Origin of the sequence: Calothrix sp. NIES-2100 (assembly GCF_963875285.1) — a bacterium.
GTDB lineage: Bacteria > Cyanobacteriota > Cyanobacteriia > Cyanobacteriales > Nostocaceae > Aulosira.
Window position 1 is genome coordinate 3629684 of sequence record NZ_CAWNLA010000001.1, and the last position, 21420, is coordinate 3651103.

14 protein-coding genes are annotated in these 21420 nt (G+C 41.1%); 10 read left to right on the top strand and 4 right to left on the bottom strand.

The genetic code is table 11. The annotated features are described in order from the left end of the window. Positions 1-326: 326 nt before the first annotated feature. Positions 327-1349, bottom strand: a complete 1023-nt coding sequence (locus tag AACU32_RS14955) for a TauD/TfdA family dioxygenase (RefSeq protein ID WP_096600718.1) — start codon at positions 1347-1349, stop codon at positions 327-329. A gap of 269 nt (positions 1350-1618) precedes the next feature. Next, positions 1619-7738 (bottom strand): amino acid adenylation domain-containing protein, encoded by a 6120-nt coding sequence (locus tag AACU32_RS14960; protein ID WP_339377908.1) that lies wholly within the window; start codon positions 7736-7738, stop codon positions 1619-1621. A 591-nt stretch (positions 7739-8329) separates the two neighbouring features. On the opposite strand from AACU32_RS14960, the gene AACU32_RS14965 reads away from it, so the two are divergent. Then, the gene (locus AACU32_RS14965; protein ID WP_096600720.1) at positions 8330-9394 is read left to right on the top strand and encodes a DPP IV N-terminal domain-containing protein; all 1065 of its coding nucleotides are present in this window, start codon (positions 8330-8332) and stop codon (positions 9392-9394) included. Between the two features lie 94 nt (positions 9395-9488). Here AACU32_RS14965 and AACU32_RS14970 read toward each other — a convergent pair whose 3' ends face one another. Beyond that, positions 9489-9932: an aspartyl protease gene (locus tag AACU32_RS14970; RefSeq protein ID WP_096600722.1), complete on the bottom strand. Its 444-nt coding sequence runs from the start codon at positions 9930-9932 to the stop codon at positions 9489-9491. Between the two features lie 208 nt (positions 9933-10140). Between AACU32_RS14970 and AACU32_RS14975 the strand changes: the two genes are divergently transcribed. From AACU32_RS14975 to AACU32_RS14995, 5 genes are all read left to right on the top strand, one after another. Then, positions 10141-10902 carry a sucrose-phosphate phosphatase gene (locus AACU32_RS14975; RefSeq protein WP_096600724.1) on the top strand — a complete coding sequence of 254 codons (762 nt, stop codon included), beginning with the start codon at positions 10141-10143 and terminating at the stop codon, positions 10900-10902. Beyond that, the gene (gene ruvA / locus AACU32_RS14980) at positions 10899-11537 is read left to right on the top strand and encodes a Holliday junction branch migration protein RuvA (protein WP_096600726.1); all 639 of its coding nucleotides are present in this window, start codon (positions 10899-10901) and stop codon (positions 11535-11537) included. Before AACU32_RS14975 ends, ruvA begins: the two co-directional genes overlap by 4 nt. An 89-nt stretch (positions 11538-11626) precedes the next feature. Next, positions 11627-12805, top strand: a complete 1179-nt coding sequence (gene bioF, locus AACU32_RS14985; RefSeq protein ID WP_096600728.1) for an 8-amino-7-oxononanoate synthase — start codon at positions 11627-11629, stop codon at positions 12803-12805. Between the two features lie 965 nt (positions 12806-13770). Further along, positions 13771-14652 (top strand): hypothetical protein, encoded by an 882-nt coding sequence (locus AACU32_RS14990; RefSeq protein WP_096600732.1) that lies wholly within the window; start codon positions 13771-13773, stop codon positions 14650-14652. A gap of 60 nt (positions 14653-14712) precedes the next feature. Continuing rightward, positions 14713-14964, top strand: coding sequence for a type II toxin-antitoxin system MqsA family antitoxin (locus AACU32_RS14995; protein WP_096600734.1), 252 nt, complete (start codon positions 14713-14715; stop codon positions 14962-14964). A gap of 472 nt (positions 14965-15436) precedes the next feature. On the opposite strand, the gene AACU32_RS15000 is transcribed toward AACU32_RS14995, so the two are convergent. Beyond that, on the bottom strand, positions 15437-15943 hold the full coding sequence (locus AACU32_RS15000) for a hypothetical protein (RefSeq protein ID WP_096600736.1): 507 nt from the start codon (positions 15941-15943) through the stop codon (positions 15437-15439). 405 nt (positions 15944-16348) lie between these two features. On the opposite strand from AACU32_RS15000, the gene AACU32_RS15005 reads away from it, so the two are divergent. The 4 genes from AACU32_RS15005 to AACU32_RS15020 all read left to right on the top strand — a co-directional run bounded on the left by AACU32_RS15005 (position 16349) and on the right by AACU32_RS15020 (position 21417). Further along, positions 16349-17713, top strand: coding sequence for an ATP-binding protein (locus AACU32_RS15005; protein ID WP_096600737.1), 1365 nt, complete (start codon positions 16349-16351; stop codon positions 17711-17713). Between the two features lie 287 nt (positions 17714-18000). After that, positions 18001-18921 carry a ParB/RepB/Spo0J family partition protein gene (locus AACU32_RS15010; RefSeq protein ID WP_339377909.1) on the top strand — a complete coding sequence of 307 codons (921 nt, stop codon included), beginning with the start codon at positions 18001-18003 and terminating at the stop codon, positions 18919-18921. Positions 18922-19628: 707 nt separating this feature from the next. Then, on the top strand, positions 19629-20192 hold the full coding sequence (locus AACU32_RS15015) for a DUF4255 domain-containing protein (protein ID WP_339377910.1): 564 nt from the start codon (positions 19629-19631) through the stop codon (positions 20190-20192). A 13-nt stretch (positions 20193-20205) separates the two neighbouring features. Continuing rightward, a complete protein-coding gene (locus tag AACU32_RS15020; protein ID WP_096600743.1) occupies positions 20206-21417 on the top strand; it encodes a hypothetical protein in 1212 nt (403 codons plus the stop codon). Positions 21418-21420 lie beyond the last annotated feature (3 nt).

Consider the following 21420-nt stretch of genomic DNA (forward strand, 5'->3'; position numbering starts at 1 on the left):
AGTAAAACGTCAATTAAATGAATAAATATTAGTGATACAAGTTATGTAAATTTAAGCCAGACACCTGCATCAATGTTTTAATAGGAGTAGCAAAATCAATTTATGCTCCATTCGCCAAATTTTACACAAAAACTCCCAAATGCTTACTGAATAAGCATTTGGTAGCATAATCAGTAGAGTGTGTTCTGCCGCTAACGCACCTAGAATAGACTTCTTGCAAAAGTCGGGAAAAGGGTAAGGGGAAAGCGGCTGGTGAAAAAACCCTTTCCCTTTAACCTTTTCCCTTTCCCCCTCTTGCAAAACTATTTTCAAGGCAGGTCAAATGATCAACAAGGTTCTGCCATCGCCACTACAATCTTTCGTTTACCAACGAATGTCATCCTTCCATGTGCAGCCAACATATTATCCAGCATTAAGACATCTCCTTTCTGCCAAGGATAAATAACGGCTTCTTGGCGATATATTTCACGGATTTCATCTAAAACAGAAACTTCAATAGGAGAACCATCACCATAATAGGCATTGCGGGGAAACTCGTCTTCTTTGAGTAATGCAGATAATGATTCGCGTACTTCTGCTTTCAAGCTGGAAATATGGAAAAGATGAGCTTGGTTAAACCATACCATTTCACCAGTTTTTGGGTGTTTGGCAACAGCTGGACACACTTGGCTAGTTCTGAGGGTATTGTTTCCTGTCCATTCAAAAGAAATACCCAACTGGCGACAATGACTTTCTACCTCAGATTTATTTGTGGTTTGAAAAACTTCTTGCCAAGGCAAATCGACATCGCCATAATTTCGCACATACATGACTTGCTTTTCGATAAACCGTTCTTTGATGGACGGGTTGATGCGTTCAAACACTTTACGGCTATCAGCAATTGGTGTTTCTCCGCCAATTTCTGATGCTTTTACGCAGAAAAACCATATCTTCATGGGATAAACGGGAGAGTAAGCATTTTCGTTATGTAGTGGAATGATTTCATCGGCGGGATATTCAGTTGAAGTATAGATTTTATCGCTGACTTCTGTGCGTGGCGTTGAGCGATAGGTGTAATCTAAGAGTTCTCCGGTGGATGCTACTTTCACAAAGTTTTGGAAATCTTCGACTGTATTGACATGGAAATTTCGGAATAGTATGCCACCATTTTTCAGTAAGTTAGTTTCAATTAAATCACGATTTTGCTGTGCCCAATTGATTAAATTAATCCCATCTACAGTAGGGGAAATAACTAACGGTAAAGGATTATCTGAGTTGAGTGGTTCTATGTTGACTAATTTTTCAACTACTTTGCGTTTGCCAATTTGTAGTTTTTTGATGCTGTTTGTTGGGAATTCTAAGTTGTTCATTTTGATTTGTTTTGGTTAATAGATTTGTTTGTTTCACTCAGAGGTGCCGATGCTTATACTAAGTTGCGGTCTGTTGTAGTAGCTTGAGATTAATGAGATTGCTTCCCTCCACTGCGTTCCGGTCACAATGACAGATACTATCTTTGATAGCAACTTGGTATCAGAGGAAAAGAGTGACAGAGATGCAAATGATTACAGTTAAAGAACAGAAATTATGCTTTGCATGTCTGCTTTTGAAAAAGTCAGTGTTGGTCAGCAATTACAGCAAATTAAGCTGATTTACGCTTGAATTTGTTCAATTTATTGATTGCTGTTGCTGCTAATTGTTGGTCTTTAATGAGTTGTTTTTGTTTGTCTGCTTGGACAAGTATTTCTGCTATTGTTTGTAACTTGGCATCAGGCTGTGCGGTAATTGTGTTGGCGACAGTGGCAAAGTTTTCTAGTATGTTAGCAATAGTATCGTGTGTAAAGCGGTTGCCTTCATAGCTTAGTCCCACAGATATATTTTCACCAGGCATAATTACCAACATCAAAGGATATTTTGTGCGTTCATAATTACTGATGTTGGCAATTTTTAAGCCACTACTAGAATTTTGCAAAGCAGGATCTACCGGGTAGTTATAAAAGGCGACGTTAGTCTCAAACATTGGTGTCCCGCTAGCTATTTCACTCACCCTTTGAATTTCCACTAAGGGAGTATGAGAGTATTGCTCCCGTTCTACTTGCCTTGTGTGTAAATCTTTCATCCAAGGTAATATTTGATCATCTTCTAATACTTGTACCCGTACTGGTAAGGCATTGATAAACATCCCTACCATAGTTTCTACACCCACAAGTGATGGGGGACGACCGGATACAGTTGTGCCAAATACTACATCTTGTTGATGACTGTAATGGCTGAGTAACAGTGCCCAAATTCCTTGTACCAAGGTGTTAAGAGTCAGTTGATTTTGTCTAGCTAGAGATTCCAGCTTAGTTGTTAATCCTTGTGGTAATTGAAGATGCTGCTCGTGATAGGTCTGTTGTTGTTGGGAATTGTGAACAATAGATTTATCTACCATGAGCGGCGTTGGGGCTGTAAAACCTTGCAGCGATCGCAGCCAAAATTCTTTGGCTTGGGAAAGGTCTTGTTGTTGCAACCAAGTTATATAATCGCGGAAGGGGCGAGGTGTTTTTAAATATAAATCATGCCCCTGATTCGCAGCTTCATAGAAAGCAAAAGCTTCTTGAACCACGATAGGTAAAGACCATCCGTCTATCAGCAAATGATGGAATGTCCAGACGAATTCGTAAGTATCATCTGCTGTTTGAATGAGACTACAACGCATCAAGGGAGCTTGGTTAAGTTCAAAACCCTTGTTTCTATCTGCTGCGGTAAAAGCTGTCAGTTGTTCTTGTTGCTGGGTAGGCGATAGAGAACGCCAGTCATCAACCACAAAAGGTAGATTGACAGTTTTGCAAACAACTTGATGCGGCTTATCCAGATTATCCCAAACAAAGAAGGTACGCAAAGCCGAATGGCGCTCAACTACACGTTGCCAAGCTTGTGCAAACGCTGTGGTATTAATAGATCCGTAGAGCGTACAGCTTAACTGTTCGCAATACACCCCGGACTCTGGGTCATACAGGCTATGGAAGAGAATACCCTGTTGCATTGGGGAAAGGGGATAAATCGACTCGATATTTTTCTTGTGGCTGGCTGTGTCACGGTTTGTCATTTCTGCGACTAAGTTATCCAGATATTCCTGAGTTAACTCAGCTTCGGGAAAATCTGAAGGTGTATAACCGCCAACATCAGTAGACTGACAGTGATGGATAATATATGTAAGTGCATTAATGAAACTAGCAGCTAAAGCCTCAATAGTAGATTTTTGGTGAATGTTCTGGCTATAAGTCCAATTAAGTTGCAACTTACCTGATGCTACTAAGGCGTTAACTTCCAATAAGTGAGAGCGATCGCCTAATGTACTTTGTTCTGCACCAGCAGACTCTTGAGCCAATTTCCAAGCGCCAGACTCCGATAACTCTTGGTCAAATTGTCCCAAGTAGTTGAAACTAACTTGTGCTTGGGGTGCAGTTGTGAGTTGATGACGGATTGCGGGGTTAGGGCTAAGATAACGGAGAATACCGTAGTTAATACCCCTTTTTTGGGAAGGGCGTAGTTGTTCTTTAATTGATTTTAAAGTTTTACCTGCATCGGCTGTTGCCAATTCAAATTTTACTGGGAACAGGCAAGTAAACCAGCCGACAGTGCGCGATAAATCGATGTCTGCAAACAGTTCTTCTCGTCCGTGGCCTTCCAAATCAACGAGTAAGGAAGATTCACCAGTCCATTGAGCCAAGCTTTGTACCAAAGCAGTTAACAACACATCGTTAATTTGGGTGTTGTAAATCGCCGGAACTTCTTGCAGCAAGGCACGAGTTTTTTCTGTATCGAGAGATACCGAAACTTGTGCAGAGTCAGCCACAGTATTAACTGCTTGGGGATAGTCTACAGGCAAAGGTGTAGAGCCTGATGACTGCGCCAACCAAAAGTCGAGTTCGGTTGTGAGTGCGTTTGAGTTACTATATTCAGCCAATCGCTGCGACCATTCTTTGAAGGAAGTCGTTTTGGCTGGTAGCTGAACTGTTTCGCCACGATTGAGTTGCTGATAAGCATGAAATAAATCTTCTACCAAAATTCGCCAAGAGACACCATCCACAGCTAAGTGATGCACAATGATCAGCAACCGAGCAGATTGTGTAGCACCGAAGTGGAACAGAGCAGCTTGCATTAACTGTTGGGACAGATTTAAGCTAGCGTGTAGCCGATCGGCGGTAGTTTCCAGGGCTGTTTGTTGTGCTTGAGGAGCTTTCCCTGACAAATCTACATAAGTTAAAGCTACTGTAGCATCAGCATCTGCGTGAGTTTGTGACCAACTTTCCCCTTCTGGGACAAATCTCAACCGTAAAGCATCGTGGTGCAATAATAATTGCTGCAAGGCTGATTCCAAGATTTCTGGTTTCAGGTCATTTGGTACTTCCAACAACACCGACTGATTAAAATGGGCTGGTTGCGGTAGATTCTGGTCAAAAAACCAATGTTGGATCGGTGTTAAGGGTAACGAACCTGTAACTAAACCTTGTTCTGCTGTGATACTCTGTGTCGTGTTTGCCACAGCCGCCAACTCAGCGATTGTTTGATGTTGAAATAACTGCTTGATATTGAGTTGAATTCCGGCTTGGTTGGCTCTGGCAATAATTTGCAAGCTGAGGATAGAATCGCCACCAATTTCAAAGAAGTTATCGTGAATCCCAACTTGCTGCAATCTCAACACATCCGCCCAAATCGCCGCTAACTTTTCTTCTTGTGGGGTACGTGGAGCGACAAAGTTGACTGCTAACTCAGGACGGGATTCTGGTGCAGGTAATGCACGACGGTCTATTTTGCCGTTTGGTGTTAAAGGCAGAGTATCTAACATCACAAAGGCTGACGGAACCATGTACTCAGGTAGCCGTTCCTTGAGGAATTGTCGCAGCTCGCTAATTGTTGGTATTTGGTCGGGATTGGGCACTGTGTAAGCCACTAACCGTTGAATACCAGGGATATCTTCACGGTTGATAATTGTATTTTGGATTACACCTGAATGCTGACTGAGTAAGGCTTCAATTTCTCCTAATTCAATGCGAAAGCCGCGTAATTTCACTTGATTATCGATACGTCCTAAGTATTCAATGTTGCCATCGCTTAAATAGCGGGCGAGATCGCCGGTTTTGTAAAGTCGCGCTCCTGGTTCATTGCTAAAAGGGTGAGGAATGAATTTTTGTTGTGTCAACTGAGGACGGTTGAGATAACCTCTGGCTAATCCAATACCACCAATATGCAGTTCGCCTGGAACACCAACGGGTACAGGTTGTAAATATTGATCGAGCAAATATATTTGCGTATTCGCAATAGGACGACCAATGGGGGGTTTGTTAGTGCTATGGCTGCTGCATTCTGCGATTGTTGACCAAACAGTGGCTTCTGTTGGGCCGTAACCATTAAAGAAACGGCGACCACAAGACCAACGCTCGACCAAATCGGGAGGACAAGCTTCTCCTGCTACAGTAAGATTTTGCAAAGCTGGGAGTTCTTCGGCAGGTAAGACCGCTAAAGCTGAGGGTGGTAAAGTGATGTGGGTAATGCCATAGTTTTGTAATAGCTCAATTAACGATGAACCGGGCAATAAAGATTCTTTTGTTCCCAGGTAAAGTCTAGCACCCGTTCCCAGAGCCATCACAACTTCAAAAATAGAAGCGTCAAAACTAAAGGAAGCAAACTGGAGAATACGACTATCAGTTTGGACGTTATAAGTCTGAATCTGCGCTGTTACTAAGTTGCATAACCCAGTATGCTCCACCATCACGCCTTTTGGTTTGCCTGTCGATCCAGAGGTATAAATTACATAGGCTAAATTGGCAGTGGTAGCTTTACTGGTGGGATTAGAATTATTATTTTTGGCAATTTCGTTCCAGTCTGCATCCAAACAAATTGCGATCGCTTGATGCTCTGGTAATTTCTCCACTAATCGCTGTTGTGTCAATAACACTGGTAATTGAGCATCACTGAGCATAAAAGCCAAGCGATCGCTCGGATAATTAGGATCTAAAGGTACATAGGCACCACCAGCTTTGAGAATTCCCAATAAGCCAACTATCATCTCTAGGGAACGCTCAACGCAGATCCCCACTAATACGTCTGGTTTGACACCCAAGGTTTGCAATTGGTGTGCTAATTGGTTGGCGCGATCGTTTAACTCTCGGTAGGTAAGTTGCTGATTTTCAAAGACTACCGCCACCGCATCTGGTGTTTTTTCTACCCACTCTTCAAACAAATTATGAATACATTTACCTTGGGGATAATCAGTGGCGGTGTTGTTCCAATCTACAAGTAATTGGTACTGCTCGCTAGCATTTAATAATGATACTTCCGCAATTCTTTGTTGCGGATTAACCACAATATTTTCCAGCAAAGTCTGGAAATTTCCTGCCATGCGGCTAATAGTTGTAGCATCAAATAAATCGGTGTTGAATTCCCATTCTCCTAAAATTCCTGACTCGGTTTCTTGCATTGATAGTGTCAGATCAAATTTCGCTGTGCGATTTTCGATTTTTAAGAGATTTAAGCTCAAGTTGGGTAATTCTAATTTACCCATCGGTGTATTTTGCATTGCAAATGCTACTTGGAACAAAGGCATATGCGAGAGCGATCGCTCTGGTTGCAAAGCTTCGACTAATCGCTCTAAAGGTACATCTTGATGAGCATAGGCATCTAAAGCCACTTGTTTGACTCTTTGCAGTAATTCTGCAAAACTCGGATTTCCCTCTAAATTAGTCCGCAGCACTAGGCTATTGACAAATAAACCAATTAGTGAATGTGTTTCTTGGCGATCGCGGTTAGCAATAGGAGAACCGATAACAATATCTGACTGGCGACTGTAGCGGTACAGTAAAGTTGCAAAAGCTGCCATCAGGGTCATAAACATAGTTGTCCCTGACTTTTGACACAGGATATTTAGTTGTTTGGTGAGATTTTGGTTGAGTTCAAAATATAAATTTTGACCTTGAAAAGTTTGCACTGGCGGACGCGGACGGTCTGTAGGTAATTCTAAAATGGGGGGAATACCAGCTAACTGCTGTCGCCAGTAGTTGAGTTGATTTTCTAATACCTCACCTTGCAAGCATTGTCTTTGCCAATAAGCAAAATCAGCATATTGGATGGCTAATTCTGGGAGTGGGGAAGGTTGATTTTGCGAAAAAGCGGTGTATAAAGTGGAGAATTCTTGAATAAATATTCCCATCGACCAGCCATCAGAAACAATATGATGCATTGTCACCAGCAATACATAAGATTCTGGTGCTAAATGCAACAATGTCACTCGCAACAAACAATCATTTGCTAGGTCAAAAGGTTTTAATTGTTCCGCGATCGCCAAACGTTCTACCTCAGCAAATTGTGCTGCTGCTGGCAATGTTTGTAAGTCAATGACTGGAATATTTATTGTGAATTGAGGCGTAATTATTTGGACAGCATTACCATCAACGGTTTTAAAGTTAGTCCGAAGAATGGCATGACGTTGAATGATTTCTGAAATTATTTGTTCAAGGATAGATACTTGCAAATTGCCAGTGATTTCTACCGCAGCCGCCATATTATATACAGCACTATTACCTTCCATTTGGTCGAGAAACCAAAGTCTTTGTTGGGGAAAAGACAAAGGTATTAATTTATCAGTGCTAACGGATTCGATTCGGGGAAATTTATGTTTATTTTTAATCGTATCCGATTTTTGCACTAACAACTTTTGCAGAACAAGTTCGCGTTTTTGCGGCGAGAGATGTTCCAAACGCTTTAGTAAGTCACTCATAAATTTATTGCTTGTTTTTAAACAGGTAATTTTGGTAAAGTTACACCATGTAAGTACCTAGTCGTTCAAAATTTCTATAGGGTAAGCTCAATAAATTTATGCACACCAAAGCCCGGATATGGTGGGCAATGCCCACCCTACAGGTACTTGGCAGTTCGATAAATCAAGCTTTTTGGCAATTTTTGCGTAAGTTCTGATAACGTTTCGTATTGAGCGACTATATCCCTAAAATTTAGGACTAATACCAATTCACGAAAATCGTGATACATATAGATTCCCCGGAGGGCACAGCATTGCTGTGCCCCTACCCAAATATTTGTATCATTATTAAAGTGAAATGGTATAAAGCCCTGACTACGAATTTATTGAGAAAAAATGCGGAATCACCAGATTGCAGTGTGTAGTTGTAATGCTTAAGGTTTAGCTAGATGCTTTCTCAGCTATTACTGTTGAGTTTGCTATTGAAAAAATTTAGCTATCAGCACAGAGAAAATCGAGAACAAAATTGAACTTTAAACAGTCAAGATAATTAAGTGTAACCAACACATCATCAACAGAACAAATATTGTAATTTTAAATTAGTGAAGAATAATGTGTAATCTAAATAACCACCCTATCCGCTGGTCTTTATTCTTAGGAATGATACTTAGCCTTAGCAGTTGTGCTGGTCAGAATTTTACAGATGTGAAAGCTGAAATCTCTGCCAAAAAATCTCCTATTACCCAAAAAACCGTAACCGATTTAACTCCCAAAATTCAACTAGCCGAAGAACCGCAGTGGTCACCCGATGGTAAGCAGATAGCTTTTATGAGTTTGGACAATCCTGGTAATGAAGAAATTTATGTGATGAATGCTGATGGTTCAAAACTGAAGAATCTTACTAATAATAAAGTCAAGGATCGCTCTCCTATCTGGTCACCTGATGGTAATAAAATTGCCTTTCTCTCTGGACGCGATCGCAACCCGGAAGTTTACGTGATGAATCCTGACGGTTCCAATCAAACTAATTTAACGAAAAATCCAGCAGGTGATTACCCTTATGTATGGTCACCTGATGGCAAAAAAATTGCTTTTGGTTCGCGTCGGGAAAATAATGATTATGAAATCTACACGATGAATGCTGATGGTTCTAATATTACGAGAATCACTAATAATCCGGGATATGATTCAGTGCTTTCTTGGTCACCAGATGGGAAAAAAATTACTTTCATTTCTGATCGTGATGGTAATGAAGAAATCTATGTGATGAATGCTGATGGTTCTGGTCAAATTCGCTTAACTAATGACCCAAATAGTAATGCTGGTGCAGTCTGGTCACCCGATAGTCAAAAGATTGCTTACCATTCAACTCCTGAACCTTCCAAGAATAATGGTTACATTTATGTAATTAATGCTGATGGTTCTGGTAATACTCAACTTACAGACCAAGGAATCTCGCAAAATCCTGCTTGGTCGCCGGATGGTAAACAAATTGCCTTTGAATCTAATCGTGATGGCAACTTAGATATTTATATCATGAATGCTGATGGTTCTGAACAAACTCGACTAACAACAAATCAAGGTAAAGATTCACATCCAGTTTGGTCAAAGGATGGTAAACAAATAGCCTATGAATGTCTGAAGGATGGACAATCACACATTTGCTTGCTGAAGTGAGGATGAGAGGGACAAGGGAGACAAGGAGGAAAAGGAGGATGGGGAAGACAACTGACCATTGACCATTGACTATTGACTATTGACCATTGACTATTTACAAAACCATCAAATAAGTATCTTTTCCTTCTACTGGCAAAACTCGCAATTTCTGATTTTGTAAATCGGGTTCTAATCCTAAATCTTCTAAAGGTATTAATCCTAATAAGGGATCAGAACCTTCTGGTAATTCAATACAATTAAATGTCCCTTCTCTTCCCTCAACAGAAAGATTTAACATTTTAAAAATCAGAGCTTTTTGTACTCCTGTAGCTATTTTTACATCTACTTCCCCTTGAAAAGGTAATCCTAAATCGAAAATAATATTTTTAGGTAAGCACAGTCTTGTTGCACATATGTTAACTAAAACATCATGTAAGGTAATTGTGCGTATTTGCTCTGGGGGAATAAATCCTCTTTCTGCAAGTATTTGATCAATTCGATTGGTAATAGTGATTGAGGTAGTTACGTTGCCCATTTTTTCGCTTTTGCTCAGTTTCATATAATTTTCCTATTTCTTGCGCCTACTTAATATAAATCCATGTTTTTTTGATATTTCATCCTTAAGATAGTTGCGCTAAACCGAGCGAGAGGGAAAATTTATTTTTCCTAGTTTGAGCGCTTTACCTTTCTGAAGTTATTTGTCATTGGTGAAGCTTTCAGGTATATTTACGTTTCGTAACAGACCTCGGTTCAAACAAGGAGTTGCTATGACTAATTTTTTATTTGTATCTGATTTAGATCATACTTTTGTAGATCATGACGCTGGTAATGATGATGCTCTTAGAGAGTTAAGCGATCGCCTACAGCAACATCGCCAAGCATATGGTACTAAAATAGTCTATTCTACCGGGCGATCGCCTAAACTTTACCGAGAATTACAAATCGCAAAAAATCTTTTACAACCAGATGCACTGGTATTATCTGTAGGTACGGAAATTTACCTTGATGGGAGTGATACACCAGATGCAGGTTGGTCTCAAATCCTTTCCCCCGGATGGAATCGCGAATTGATACTATCAATAACTGCAAAATACCCTGAGTTAATTTTGCAACCAGATTCAGAACAGCGCCCCTTTAAAGTTAGCTTTTTCTTACAACAATCTGAAGCACCTGGAGTTTTATCGCAACTTGAGTTAGAGTTACAAAAACATAATTTACAGAAAAAGTTAATCTATAGTAGCGGAATTGATCTTGACATTGTTCCCCTTTCCAGCGATAAAGGTCAGGCAATGCAATTTTTACGTCAAAAGTGGAAATTTGCAGCCGAACAAACTGTTGTCTGTGGCGATTCGGGTAATGATATTGCTTTATTTGCTGTAGGCGACGAACGGGGAATCATTGTTGGTAATGCTCGCCCTGAATTACTTCAGTGGCATAATGAGCATCCGGCTGACTACCGTTACCTAGCGCAAAATTTTTGTGCTGGTGGCATTCTCGAAGGCTTAAAATATTTTGGATTCTTAGAATGATTAGTTATCTCAAAGGTATCGTTGCTGGTGTTCAAACAATAAGCAGTAATCGCGTCATACTGACTCTTGAGGTTAATAACATCGGGTATGATTTGCAAATTCCCCAACGGCTAACAAAGTCTTTACCAGAGTCGGGGGGAGTAGTGCAAATCTTTACCCACTACCAAGTTCGGGAAGAAGTGCCCTTATTGTATGGCTTTTCTTCCCCAGCCGAACGGGACTTATTTCGCCACTTGCAAAGTGTTAGCGGTATTGGTGCGGCTTTAGCGATTACCCTGTTAGACACCTTAGAACTACCAGATTTAGTCCAAGCAATTATCGCGGCGAATATTCAAATTCTCATTCAAGCCCCAGGTGTGGGTAAGAAAACCGCCGAACGTATTTGTTTAGAACTCAAAAGCAAATTAATCGAGTGGCGCAAATCAGCAGGCTTCTTCGTCGCCACAGGCGGGCCAGCACCAGGTATTCTCGAAGAAGTGCAAATGACACTGTTTGCTTTAGGCTATACCGCCAACGAAGTCAGCCACGCCTTACACGTAGTTAGCGAAGATATTGGACTCCCTAAAGATGCTTATGTAGAAGACTGGATTAAACAAGCGATCGCTCATCTTAGTAGTAGCGAACAAATTGGTTAATAGTCAATGGTCATTTGTCATTTGTCATTGGTAATTTGTCCTCCTTGTCCTCCTTGTCCCCCTTGTCCTCCTTGTGCCTCTAATTCATAATGCCCATAGATCCTTATGCTTGGCTAGAGCAGTCTTTGGAAACTATACATCGGGCGGATTGGTATCGCTCAGTCCAAACGATTGATGGGCGATGCGGTGCTACTGTGTTGTTAGAAGGGCGGGAAGTAATAAATTTTGCCAGCAATGACTACTTAGGATTAGCAGGGGATCAACGTTTAATTACAGCCGGGGTTGCAGCTACTCAAGAATTTGGCACAGGAAGCACAGGTTCTAGATTACTTAGTGGAAATCGGGAATTACACAGAAAATTAGAAAAAGCGATCGCATCTTTGAAACAAACCGAAGATGCATTAGTATTTAGTTCAGGGTATTTAGCGAATTTAGGTGCGATCGCCGCATTGGTAGGTAAGCGCGATTTAATCCTCTCTGACCAGTACAATCATTCCAGCCTGAAAAATGGCGCAATTCTCAGTGGTGCAGCAATTCTCGAATATCCCCACTGTGATGTTACAGCTTTACGAAACCAGTTAATTGAGCAAAGACAAAATTACCGTCGCTGCTTAATCCTCACCGATAGCGTTTTCAGCATGGATGGCGATTTATGTCCTTTACCTACATTAATAGATATAGCAGCAGAATTTAGCTGTATGCTCCTAGTAGATGAAGCCCATGCAACAGGAGTCATGGGTAAAACTGGCGCAGGTTGTGTTGAACACTTTAACTGTACCGGAAAGCAATTAATTCAAATCGGCACATTAAGTAAAGCCTTGGGTAGTTTAGGCGGATACGTCGCCGGAAGCGCCACCTTAATTGACTTCTTACGCAATCGCGCCCCCACTTGGATTTACACCACAGCTCTTTCACCCGCAGACACAGCCGCAGCCTTAGCCGCCATTGAGATAGTACAACAAGAACCACAACGCCGTACTCAATTGTGGGAGAATGTAGATTACCTAAAAAAATTAATGCAACAACAGGTATCGGAATTAAAACTACTACCTTCCGAATCACCTATAATATGTTTTCAATTGCCAACCGCCGCAGATGCCTTAAAAGCAGGTAAATATTTAAAAGATGCCGGAATTTTCGCCCCAGCCATACGCCCGCCCACAGTACCCACCAGCCGAATTAGGATATCTGCAATGGCGACGCATCAAGCAACGCATATTGATCGACTAGTAGCAGCATTGCAAGAATTCGTCATGGTTAAAGGTTAAAGGTTTTTCTGTCCCCTTTCCCCTTTTTCCCCTTAACCTCAACTCCTTGGTGACAAATGAGATCGGGTTCTCAATGAATGAGATCTCATTGATAGACAACCCGATCTAGTTGGTTATGAAGGAGTTGAGGTTCTCTATGGATGAGATCTCATTGATAGACAACCCGATCTGGTTGGTTACAAATGCGATCGCCTTCTCTATGGATGAGTACTCGTTGATAAACAACCCGATCTAGTTGGTCACAAATGCGATCGCCTTCTCTATGGATGAGTCACCCGCCTGGGAATGAATTCCAAGGGACAAAGTCCAAGTAGGGGCGGGTTAAGCGAGATAGTCGTGAATTATTGGAGCATATCTGTAAACCATTGGTGTCAACTTAACGTGAAACCCTTGCCTGGATATGATTTGATACAAAATCACGTACCACCAAGATCCGCGCTACCCCACCCCAGTTTTGCTGACGCAAAACGTCCCCTCCCCGTAAACGGGGAGGGGATTGAGGGGTGGGGTAAAATGCCTGTGGAATAAGCGTTTTGACTTAAGTTGACACCAATGATCTGTAAACCCGCCCCTACTGAAGTAGACTCAAGATTTTGAGGATATTTAGGAATCTGACGATGACTTTTACTATTAGCAAGGAACTTCAGTTCCTTGCGGTAACTGGGTTTCGCGTTAAGTTGACACGTAAGGGCACATCGCCACACCCAACGCCGATAAACTCAGTGGCGAAATCACCCTGCTGGGTATTGTTGTTAATAAACTGCGCCCCATTCATACAGAATTAGTTGACCGTGACTACATCCTGGCACTTAAAGCTTATCAAGAACGCTTGCCAATTTACTGCACAGGTGACTTAATTAAGGAAAACGGTGTATTTATTCTCAAAAATCCCCACAAATTTTGCCTGGATGATAGTAAATAGTACATTAGCTTTCCTTTTTCTGCCTTGTTTCTCAAACAATAGAATGGAAAAAATACCTTCCAGCAACATAACCACAATTACCATTAAACCAGGTTATAGAGCGCAAGCATCCGACATCAGCATCGACGCAGATATCTACCTGTTTACCCGATTACGCCAATTATGCCTCAAACAAAGGATAGAAATGTTCGCCGCCCATGACAGGGGAGTCAAGAAACTATCCCTTGCTGGCGTAAAAATGCGCGATCGCAATGCACCGCTTACAGAAATCCGCCGACACTACACTCGTGCAATACTAGGAGAGAAATTCAATCTTGACTTTCAACCAATAGGGGGTGATGAAACTATTTGGATTCAAGATTCCATTGCACTGGCTGGCGAATTGCACTTGCTGTTTGAGCCGATGAATATACCCTACTACGTGAGTGGGGGAGTTGCTAGTTCGATTCACGGTGAAGCCCGTTCCACACGCAATTTAGATTTAGTAATACAGGTTCAGGGAGAACAAATTGATTCACTGGTGCAGACATTAGAAACTGCGGGTTTTTACTGTCCTCTTGGTGCAGTCGAGGATATAAAACTGGGGCGAGAACGCACCCTCAGCATTACCCATACAGTAACAATTTCTAATGCTGACCTGATTGTAATGGATAATTCGCCATTTGCTACCTCGCAGATGACACGCAGACAGTTAGTTGATGTTGAAGGAATTTCCCCTTTCTGGGTTGCGTCGCCTGAAGATATGGTACTGCAAAAGTTATTGTGGGGTAGAAGCAGTCAGTCAGAAAAACAGTGGCGCGATGTGTTAGGGATAATCAAACTACAAGCTGAGAGATTAGACTATAGTTATCTTACCGAATGGGCGGGAAACTTAGGACTTGTTGATGTGTTCAGTCAGGCGTTAACTGAAGCCGGGGTTTTATAATACCCAAAAGCAGAAATTCCACGCATACAGTATATCAACTATAAGACGAGAAAATATTATATGAAATGTGACTTTTGTGGCACCGAAGGAGTAAATATTCGTAAGGTATCCAGAACTTATGGTAAAGGTAAAGATTTACTAGTAATTGAAAATATTCCTGTTATCAGTTGTCCTGAATGTGGCGAGAGTTACCTCACAGCAGCAACCTTGCATGAAATTGAAAAGATTAAAAGTAATAGAAAAAGTTTGGCGGTTGCACGTTTTGTAGAAGTTGCTAATTTTGGTGAAGACAATCCACCTTTAGCTGTGTAAAATTTATACTGTGTTTTTGGTGATTGTGTCTGACTCAAAAGCGATCGCACTTACAAAAAATAAATTACCCATATTCCGTAGTGCGAGCCGGAAAGCTCGCTTTTTAACACCAGCGAGCGAGACGTTTGTCCTTCCCTGCGGGAGGCTGCGCCCTAAGCGTAGCTATGCCGCAGGCTTTACGGACACGCTCTCGCGTTCGCACTACAAATTTATTGGGTATTTAAAAAATTGGATGTCCCAAATACGGTATTGACGCCGATCAAAACGATATTGACGCCGATAAATACGATGTTGAAGAAATTAAAAATTCAAGGTGCGTTGCGCTTCGCGACAACACACCCTACATCATATATTTAGAATATAAGCTTTATGCAAAGTGATTCTTTAAAGAAAGATAGAATGATCTATCAACTTGCTCCTACTACAGGTCTACCTGAAAAATTAGGTATTCTGCCAACGGGATGGGAATATTTTAATTTGCAGATGAACTTTCTATTGATGCTCCACTAGCACTATCTGTCTTTTCCGACTGGATTGCAGACGCTTTCTCTGTTAGAGGATTATCCCATCCCAAATATTGTTTAATGAAAGAAGCAGCCCAATCGTATACACGCGCAACAGGCCATAGGAAGAATTCGAGCAAAGTAGATATGATCTGCTCAAGATTTGGTTGTTCAACCTCAAGTTTATTCCGAAAAATCTGGCCCATTTGAAAAGCGATACCGGACACCCAGATAATCAAAGCAATCAGTAATTTGCATAAAAATAAGATAACGGAGATCGCTTGCTTGAAAAGATCCCATGTTTTACCAGCCGCTTGTTGATAAACTTCTATAGTCTTCTTGTCACAAATATTTGCCCATAGCTGTATAGATTCTTGAATGGGATTTGGCTGTATTATCTTGAGGTTAATCGGTTGGTGGAGGACTGGAAGGTTCTTTAGAGATTTCTGACTTTGTTGGACTATTGTTTCCGGCATAAATTTTAGTCTGTTTCTTAGTTTGATACAACTACATTTTGACAATTCAATAAAGTTGTGAAACTTTATCTAAATTTCCGTTAGCAGAAAAACTAATTGTTTCTAGTATTGTCACCGCTTCAGATTGATCTGCTTTACTTGAAGAAACATCTTCACTAGCGTTTGTGACTAAACTAAGCTCTTTATTCCATCACCAATCTAATTTATTATGGAATGAGATGATCAGAACTAAAATTGATACATTAGTTAAAAAATAAATATCTTGGTCAGGGTTGATTTTGCGATAGTTGAAACTACGATCGCGCTAAAACCCGGTTTAAATTTTTAATCTTGAATCTTTCAATTCCATTTTCCAAAATTATAAAATCTAAAATTGGTCAGATCCTCTAAACTGCACGTAGCATAATGCGATCGCCTGATATCCAAAGCCTACAAACAGCACTAAATTACCTAGCTCAAGTCATTCAGTGGCGCTTAAACTCTTACTTCAGCGATAACGGACAGGCAAAGGTTGCAATACCTAGTCTACCGGATGAATGGTTGAGCGCAGAGACTCCCCTGACTTGGTTTATTCGCAAGCATCAATTGGATACTGCCGCTCAACTCACCCTACTGATGGCCTTAGCTCCGCATCTGCAACCTGATTTTTTTGATCAGCTGATCATGGCGCAGTTGCCCCAGGCTGGGGACTATCCCCAGATAGGTGGCTGGCGAGGCAAATCTCATAGGGGTTTTCTGCCAACTGGTGAAACAGTGCTGTTCATCCTCGGGAGTAGTCAGTTTGCCGATACTCCGAAGGAGTCACTTCGGGAACGCTTGCATCTCCAGCAACTTTTTAGTGAGGAACATCCCTTTGCCCGCGATCGCGTGCTTTACCTCGATCCACCAGCAGAGGGTGAACCACTGATGAGTGGTAAACTGGTCATGAATCATGATTACATTGACCTGTTTACCCTGGGGCACTTTTCCCGTCCCCATTTCAGCATCGGTTTTCCCGCCCAGCGCATCACCACTGAAATGGAGTGGGAGGATCTGGTTCTCAATAGCCAAACCTTACAACAGATTCGCGACCTGGAAGCTTGGATTATTCATGGCCCCACTATTCTCTATCAATGGGGTATGAAAAAAAAGCTGAAGTTGGGCTATCGGGCCCTATTTTACGGACCTCCTGGTACAGGTAAAACTCTTACAGCCAGTTTATTAGGTAAATACACTGGTAAAGATGTTTATAAGATAGACATCTCTATGGTGGTTTCCAAATTTATTGGTGAGACTGAAAAAAACCTAGCCAATCTCTTCGCGCGAGCTGAAAGTAAGGATTGGATTCTGTTTTTCGATGAGGCTGATGCTCTGTTTGGTAAGCGTACCAATGTACGTGATGCCCATGATAAGTACGCCAATCAAGAAGTCAGTTATCTATTGCAGCGAGTAGAAAACTACGACGGGCTGGTCATCCTTTCCTCCAATTTCAAAAGCAACATCGATGAGGCCTTTCTTCGCAGATTTCAATCGCTCATCCAATTTCCTCTGCCCAACACCAAAGAAAGGCTACAACTGTGGCAAATGGCTTTTCCGTCCCAGGTGAAACTAGCTGATCAAGTAGATCTAACTCAGCTTTCTTCTGCCTATGAACTGACTGGGTCTGACATTATGAATGTGGTGCAATACTGCTGTCTACAGGTATTACAGCGAGGTGATACAGTCATTCATCAGCAGGATCTGCTAGAAGCGATCAAGCGGGAATTTAGCAAAGCGGGAAAGATGATCTAGGAGGCAAGATTTAAGTTAACGGGAGTTCGATGAATCTATCGCACCCAACCTCTCTCTTGGATATTTCCAGGCGATCGCTCTAATTCATCAAGTGCCTGAACAAAATAATAATTAAGTAATATTACTGCCTATCTTCACAAGTTCCTCATATTTATTCCGTAATTTCATGTATATAAACAGCTCGGCTAGGAAAATTTGAAACTTATAAAAGTTTCTAGCACTTGATGTATCTCAATACTAGCTGTGTAAATAGCTATATTTATTACTTAAAAGTTAGGGAGAGTATTATGCTATCGAAAAATTTAAGCCAAGTAGCATCCTTGAATAGGATTGATATTAACCACAGTAGTCTTCTTAAACAATGCCCTACTACAGTTCCAATTGACCAAATCCAATTACCTCGCAAGCAACCACGTCGCTACTTTGACACTAACAAGCTTGACCTACTTATAGAGTCAGTTAAGCTTCATGGTATCTTGGAGCCTATTATAGTTCGCTTATTGGATGATGGGAAATATGAACTGGTAGCTGGTGAACGACGCATCAGAGCAGCACGCGAAGCTGGATTAGTTGAAATACCAATTGTCTTACATGAACTAGATGATACACAAGCCCTACAAGTTGCGCTGATGGAGAACTTACAGAGGGAAGATTTAAATCCGGTGGAAGAAACTAAAGCTGTGTTAGATCTGCTAGCACTGTCCCTGGAAAAAGATACTAAGGAAGTGGTATCTATTTTGCACCAGAGTTTCAACGCTAAGCAAAGAGGTCAAGAATTGAATCCGAACGTTCAGATTCAACTTAATAAGATTGAATCTTTATTATCGCAAATCGGAAAATTCAATGCTGGGACTTTCCGCTCTACTCGGCTTCCTTTACTGAATCTTCCCCACGATATCCTGTCGGTACTCCAACGAGGGGAGATTGAGTACACAAAAGCCCAAGCGATTGCACAGATAAAGTCACAACAACTGCGTACTGAATTGATCGAGCTAGCAATTGCAAAAAACTTATCTTTGAGCGAAATCAGGAATAAAGTTAAGGAACTTAAATCTCAATCAGAAAGCCAGCCTAAGAATATCGTAATTGAGAGGTTTAGTGAAATCAGCAACCTTTTACGTAGGAAGAAATCTTTAATTAATCTTCAGAACAAAGAGCGAATTACCAAGATTTTAGATGAGTTGGAAAAACTCATAGCTGAAAAATAAAAATTTGTTGAGTAACTTTTATGCAACTTCTACCAATTTCTCTTTGTCCAGAGATTGGAAGTAGTCCCAATTCATTTGCGCTTGGGCTTTGTTGCACAATTATTTTTTACATTACTACACAATAGTTACCCCTACTTTTACTTACACTGCAAACTCTTGTTTTAGGGGGGAAAGTGAAAAACTACGCGCCCGGTGTACTAGTAAAATATAAAAACTCGATACATAATTTATGTATGTTATTATTTGTGCAGTAAAATCACCAGTCATTCATCATTTTTTTGATGAATAATTTGAAGATTGGTAATAGTATGCGATATGAGTAAACTCTATTCTCAACAAAAATAAACGAGACATTAAGTTTTACAAATTTAAAAAATCCTGAGTAAAAATCCCAAAAATTATGCTTTAATTGTAGAGAAAAGAACTTAATTCATTAAAATTCTTGCATAAGTTAATTTCATCATCGTACTCTGCATTCAGCCATCTAAAGGGCATCTATATAGACTTTTAGTTATTCATTAATGTGGAACTTTTGCAAGAAGTTTAATAGTTGATAAAAACAGAAATACCTTACTAATTGGAAAAACTTAAGTAACAGATGGATCTATTCATCAATTGCTTAATGTTTTCTTGGCTACTACTGTAATAAATCCAACATCCAGGCATCCGGCTGATTCATTCACCGAGTGATTATGATATTTGATGCAATGAGGTTAATACAGGTTGCTTTGCAACGTTACATCCTTGAGACTGAGCCAGAACTTGGGCCAGGTCAGGTTGTCGTCATAGATAACATTGGCATGGCCGAAGAACTGGGTGGACCCAATAATCAGCTAAATGGGCGTGTGGTGATGAGTTTAGTAAATCTCCAAGAAGAGTCCACCCTCAAAAACGCCAGTCACTATCGATTAGGAAACGGGCGCACTATTTACCAAAATCCTCCAGTAAATCTCAACCTATTTATTCTCTTTTGCTCATTACATAATCAGTATGAAACAGCCCTGAGACTGCTGACGCGGGTAGTGGAGTTTTTTCAGTCGCAACAGGAAATCTCATTTACCTCTACGCCTGGAAATGGTAGTATCTCGCGCAATGTGCGAGTCATACCAGATCTATATTCCCTCAGCTTTGAACAACTTAACCAACTATGGGGATCTCTAGGTGGTAAACAAGTACCCTTTGTACTCTATCGTGCCCGTCTTGTAGCAGTAGAAGCACAAAAACGGCAGGCCGAAAGCGAAGTTATTTCTGGAATCTCTATTAATGAGTGAGGGGTAACCAGTTATGCAGGTTCTATACAAAAAAATCCTCGATTTGGATATCTGGCATGATTATTACCTAGGCCAGCCCGATCCTCCTAAGTCACCACCACCTGATTATGATATTTCTGAGATATTGACAGTAGTACCTACACCAGAATGTCTGCGGATATTGCGAAATCTACATTGGATATTTCGCCCACAGCCTAGGGGTGCAAGTATCTTTGCCCATGTAGAACAAGTATCATCCAGTGATTTTGGGACTGTAATACCAGTTAATCGTCCTGAACGGCTGACATTTTGGTTAGTGGTGCGCGATCGCTATTTTGCTAATTTCACAAATCTACCCCTGAGCATACCTCGCCATCTAATTTATTATTTCTCCAACCTCTCGGGTAATCAAGGTCATGCCTTATTCCTCACTCAACCTCTGTCGGTTTACACTGCCAATACCACATACCACCTGGGACAATTGGTAACTCACAATGGTAAGACTCTGGAAGCATTGCGCGATCATACTTCTGATAGTACGAAGCCTGATGTCAAAAACTGGAATACCTTGCCTTTGAGTCAGTATGTGACAGAACTAGACCAACTACCACGATCAGGACTTTCTCGAACATATACCATCCCTAGAGCCTCGCCTCATCAGACATTTGGTTTGACCTTGTTAGATGTCAATAAACAGAAATCTTTTAGCTTTGAAGTTACTGTTCCAGATACTCATACTCCTGGTGAGCCGATCGCCACCAGCCTCAATTTTTCCGGGCAAATACCAGGCCGCTATCGCCTATATCTAGATGGTACTCAGGTAGATGAGTTTGTACTATTAGACCCGATGGCTGCTTCCAATGCCTTTGGGCTAGTAGAAATCTTGCTGAATCCCCAGCTAGTACCATCAGCTTTTTCCCTGTTGCAACCTCAGAACAAACAGACCCTAATTCAACCCCAAACCTATATCATCCGCTTTAAAAACCGCGCCACCCATTGGCGATATCGCTACGAAAAGCCTCATGGCTTCACCAAAGACGAGTTACCTAACTTTGAATTAAAAGATGAGAAAACTTACTTTACTAAACGACCGCAGGGATTACTGCGACAACCCAAGTATTTACTCATTGACGGTAAAGACCATCTGCTACCAGCACCAGGAGTGATGCTGATTAAGCCAGAAACACAGATTGATCCTGAAACAGAGAAAGAAGCGATCGCCATTTTTTCTGATATACATCTGTAACGA

What these genes read in the sequence shown, in the direction of transcription:
- AACU32_RS15015 (WP_339377910.1), top strand. Translation starts at nt 19,629, where the DNA reads ATGAGGTTAATACAGGTTGCTTTGCAACGTTACATCCTTGAGACTGAG.
- AACU32_RS14965 (WP_096600720.1), top strand. Translation starts at nt 8,330, where the DNA reads ATGTGTAATCTAAATAACCACCCTATCCGCTGGTCTTTATTCTTAGGA.
- AACU32_RS14960 (WP_339377908.1), bottom strand. Translation starts at nt 7,738, where the DNA reads ATGAGTGACTTACTAAAGCGTTTGGAACATCTCTCGCCGCAAAAACGC.
- AACU32_RS15005 (WP_096600737.1), top strand. Translation starts at nt 16,349, where the DNA reads ATGCGATCGCCTGATATCCAAAGCCTACAAACAGCACTAAATTACCTA.
- AACU32_RS14990 (WP_096600732.1), top strand. Translation starts at nt 13,771, where the DNA reads ATGGAAAAAATACCTTCCAGCAACATAACCACAATTACCATTAAACCA.
- AACU32_RS15020 (WP_096600743.1), top strand. Translation starts at nt 20,206, where the DNA reads ATGCAGGTTCTATACAAAAAAATCCTCGATTTGGATATCTGGCATGAT.
- AACU32_RS15000 (WP_096600736.1), bottom strand. Translation starts at nt 15,943, where the DNA reads ATGCCGGAAACAATAGTCCAACAAAGTCAGAAATCTCTAAAGAACCTT.
- AACU32_RS14970 (WP_096600722.1), bottom strand. Translation starts at nt 9,932, where the DNA reads ATGAAACTGAGCAAAAGCGAAAAAATGGGCAACGTAACTACCTCAATC.
- AACU32_RS15010 (WP_339377909.1), top strand. Translation starts at nt 18,001, where the DNA reads ATGCTATCGAAAAATTTAAGCCAAGTAGCATCCTTGAATAGGATTGAT.
- bioF (WP_096600728.1), top strand. Translation starts at nt 11,627, where the DNA reads ATGCCCATAGATCCTTATGCTTGGCTAGAGCAGTCTTTGGAAACTATA.
- AACU32_RS14975 (WP_096600724.1), top strand. Translation starts at nt 10,141, where the DNA reads ATGACTAATTTTTTATTTGTATCTGATTTAGATCATACTTTTGTAGAT.
- ruvA (WP_096600726.1), top strand. Translation starts at nt 10,899, where the DNA reads ATGATTAGTTATCTCAAAGGTATCGTTGCTGGTGTTCAAACAATAAGC.
- AACU32_RS14955 (WP_096600718.1), bottom strand. Translation starts at nt 1,349, where the DNA reads ATGAACAACTTAGAATTCCCAACAAACAGCATCAAAAAACTACAAATT.
- AACU32_RS14995 (WP_096600734.1), top strand. Translation starts at nt 14,713, where the DNA reads ATGAAATGTGACTTTTGTGGCACCGAAGGAGTAAATATTCGTAAGGTA.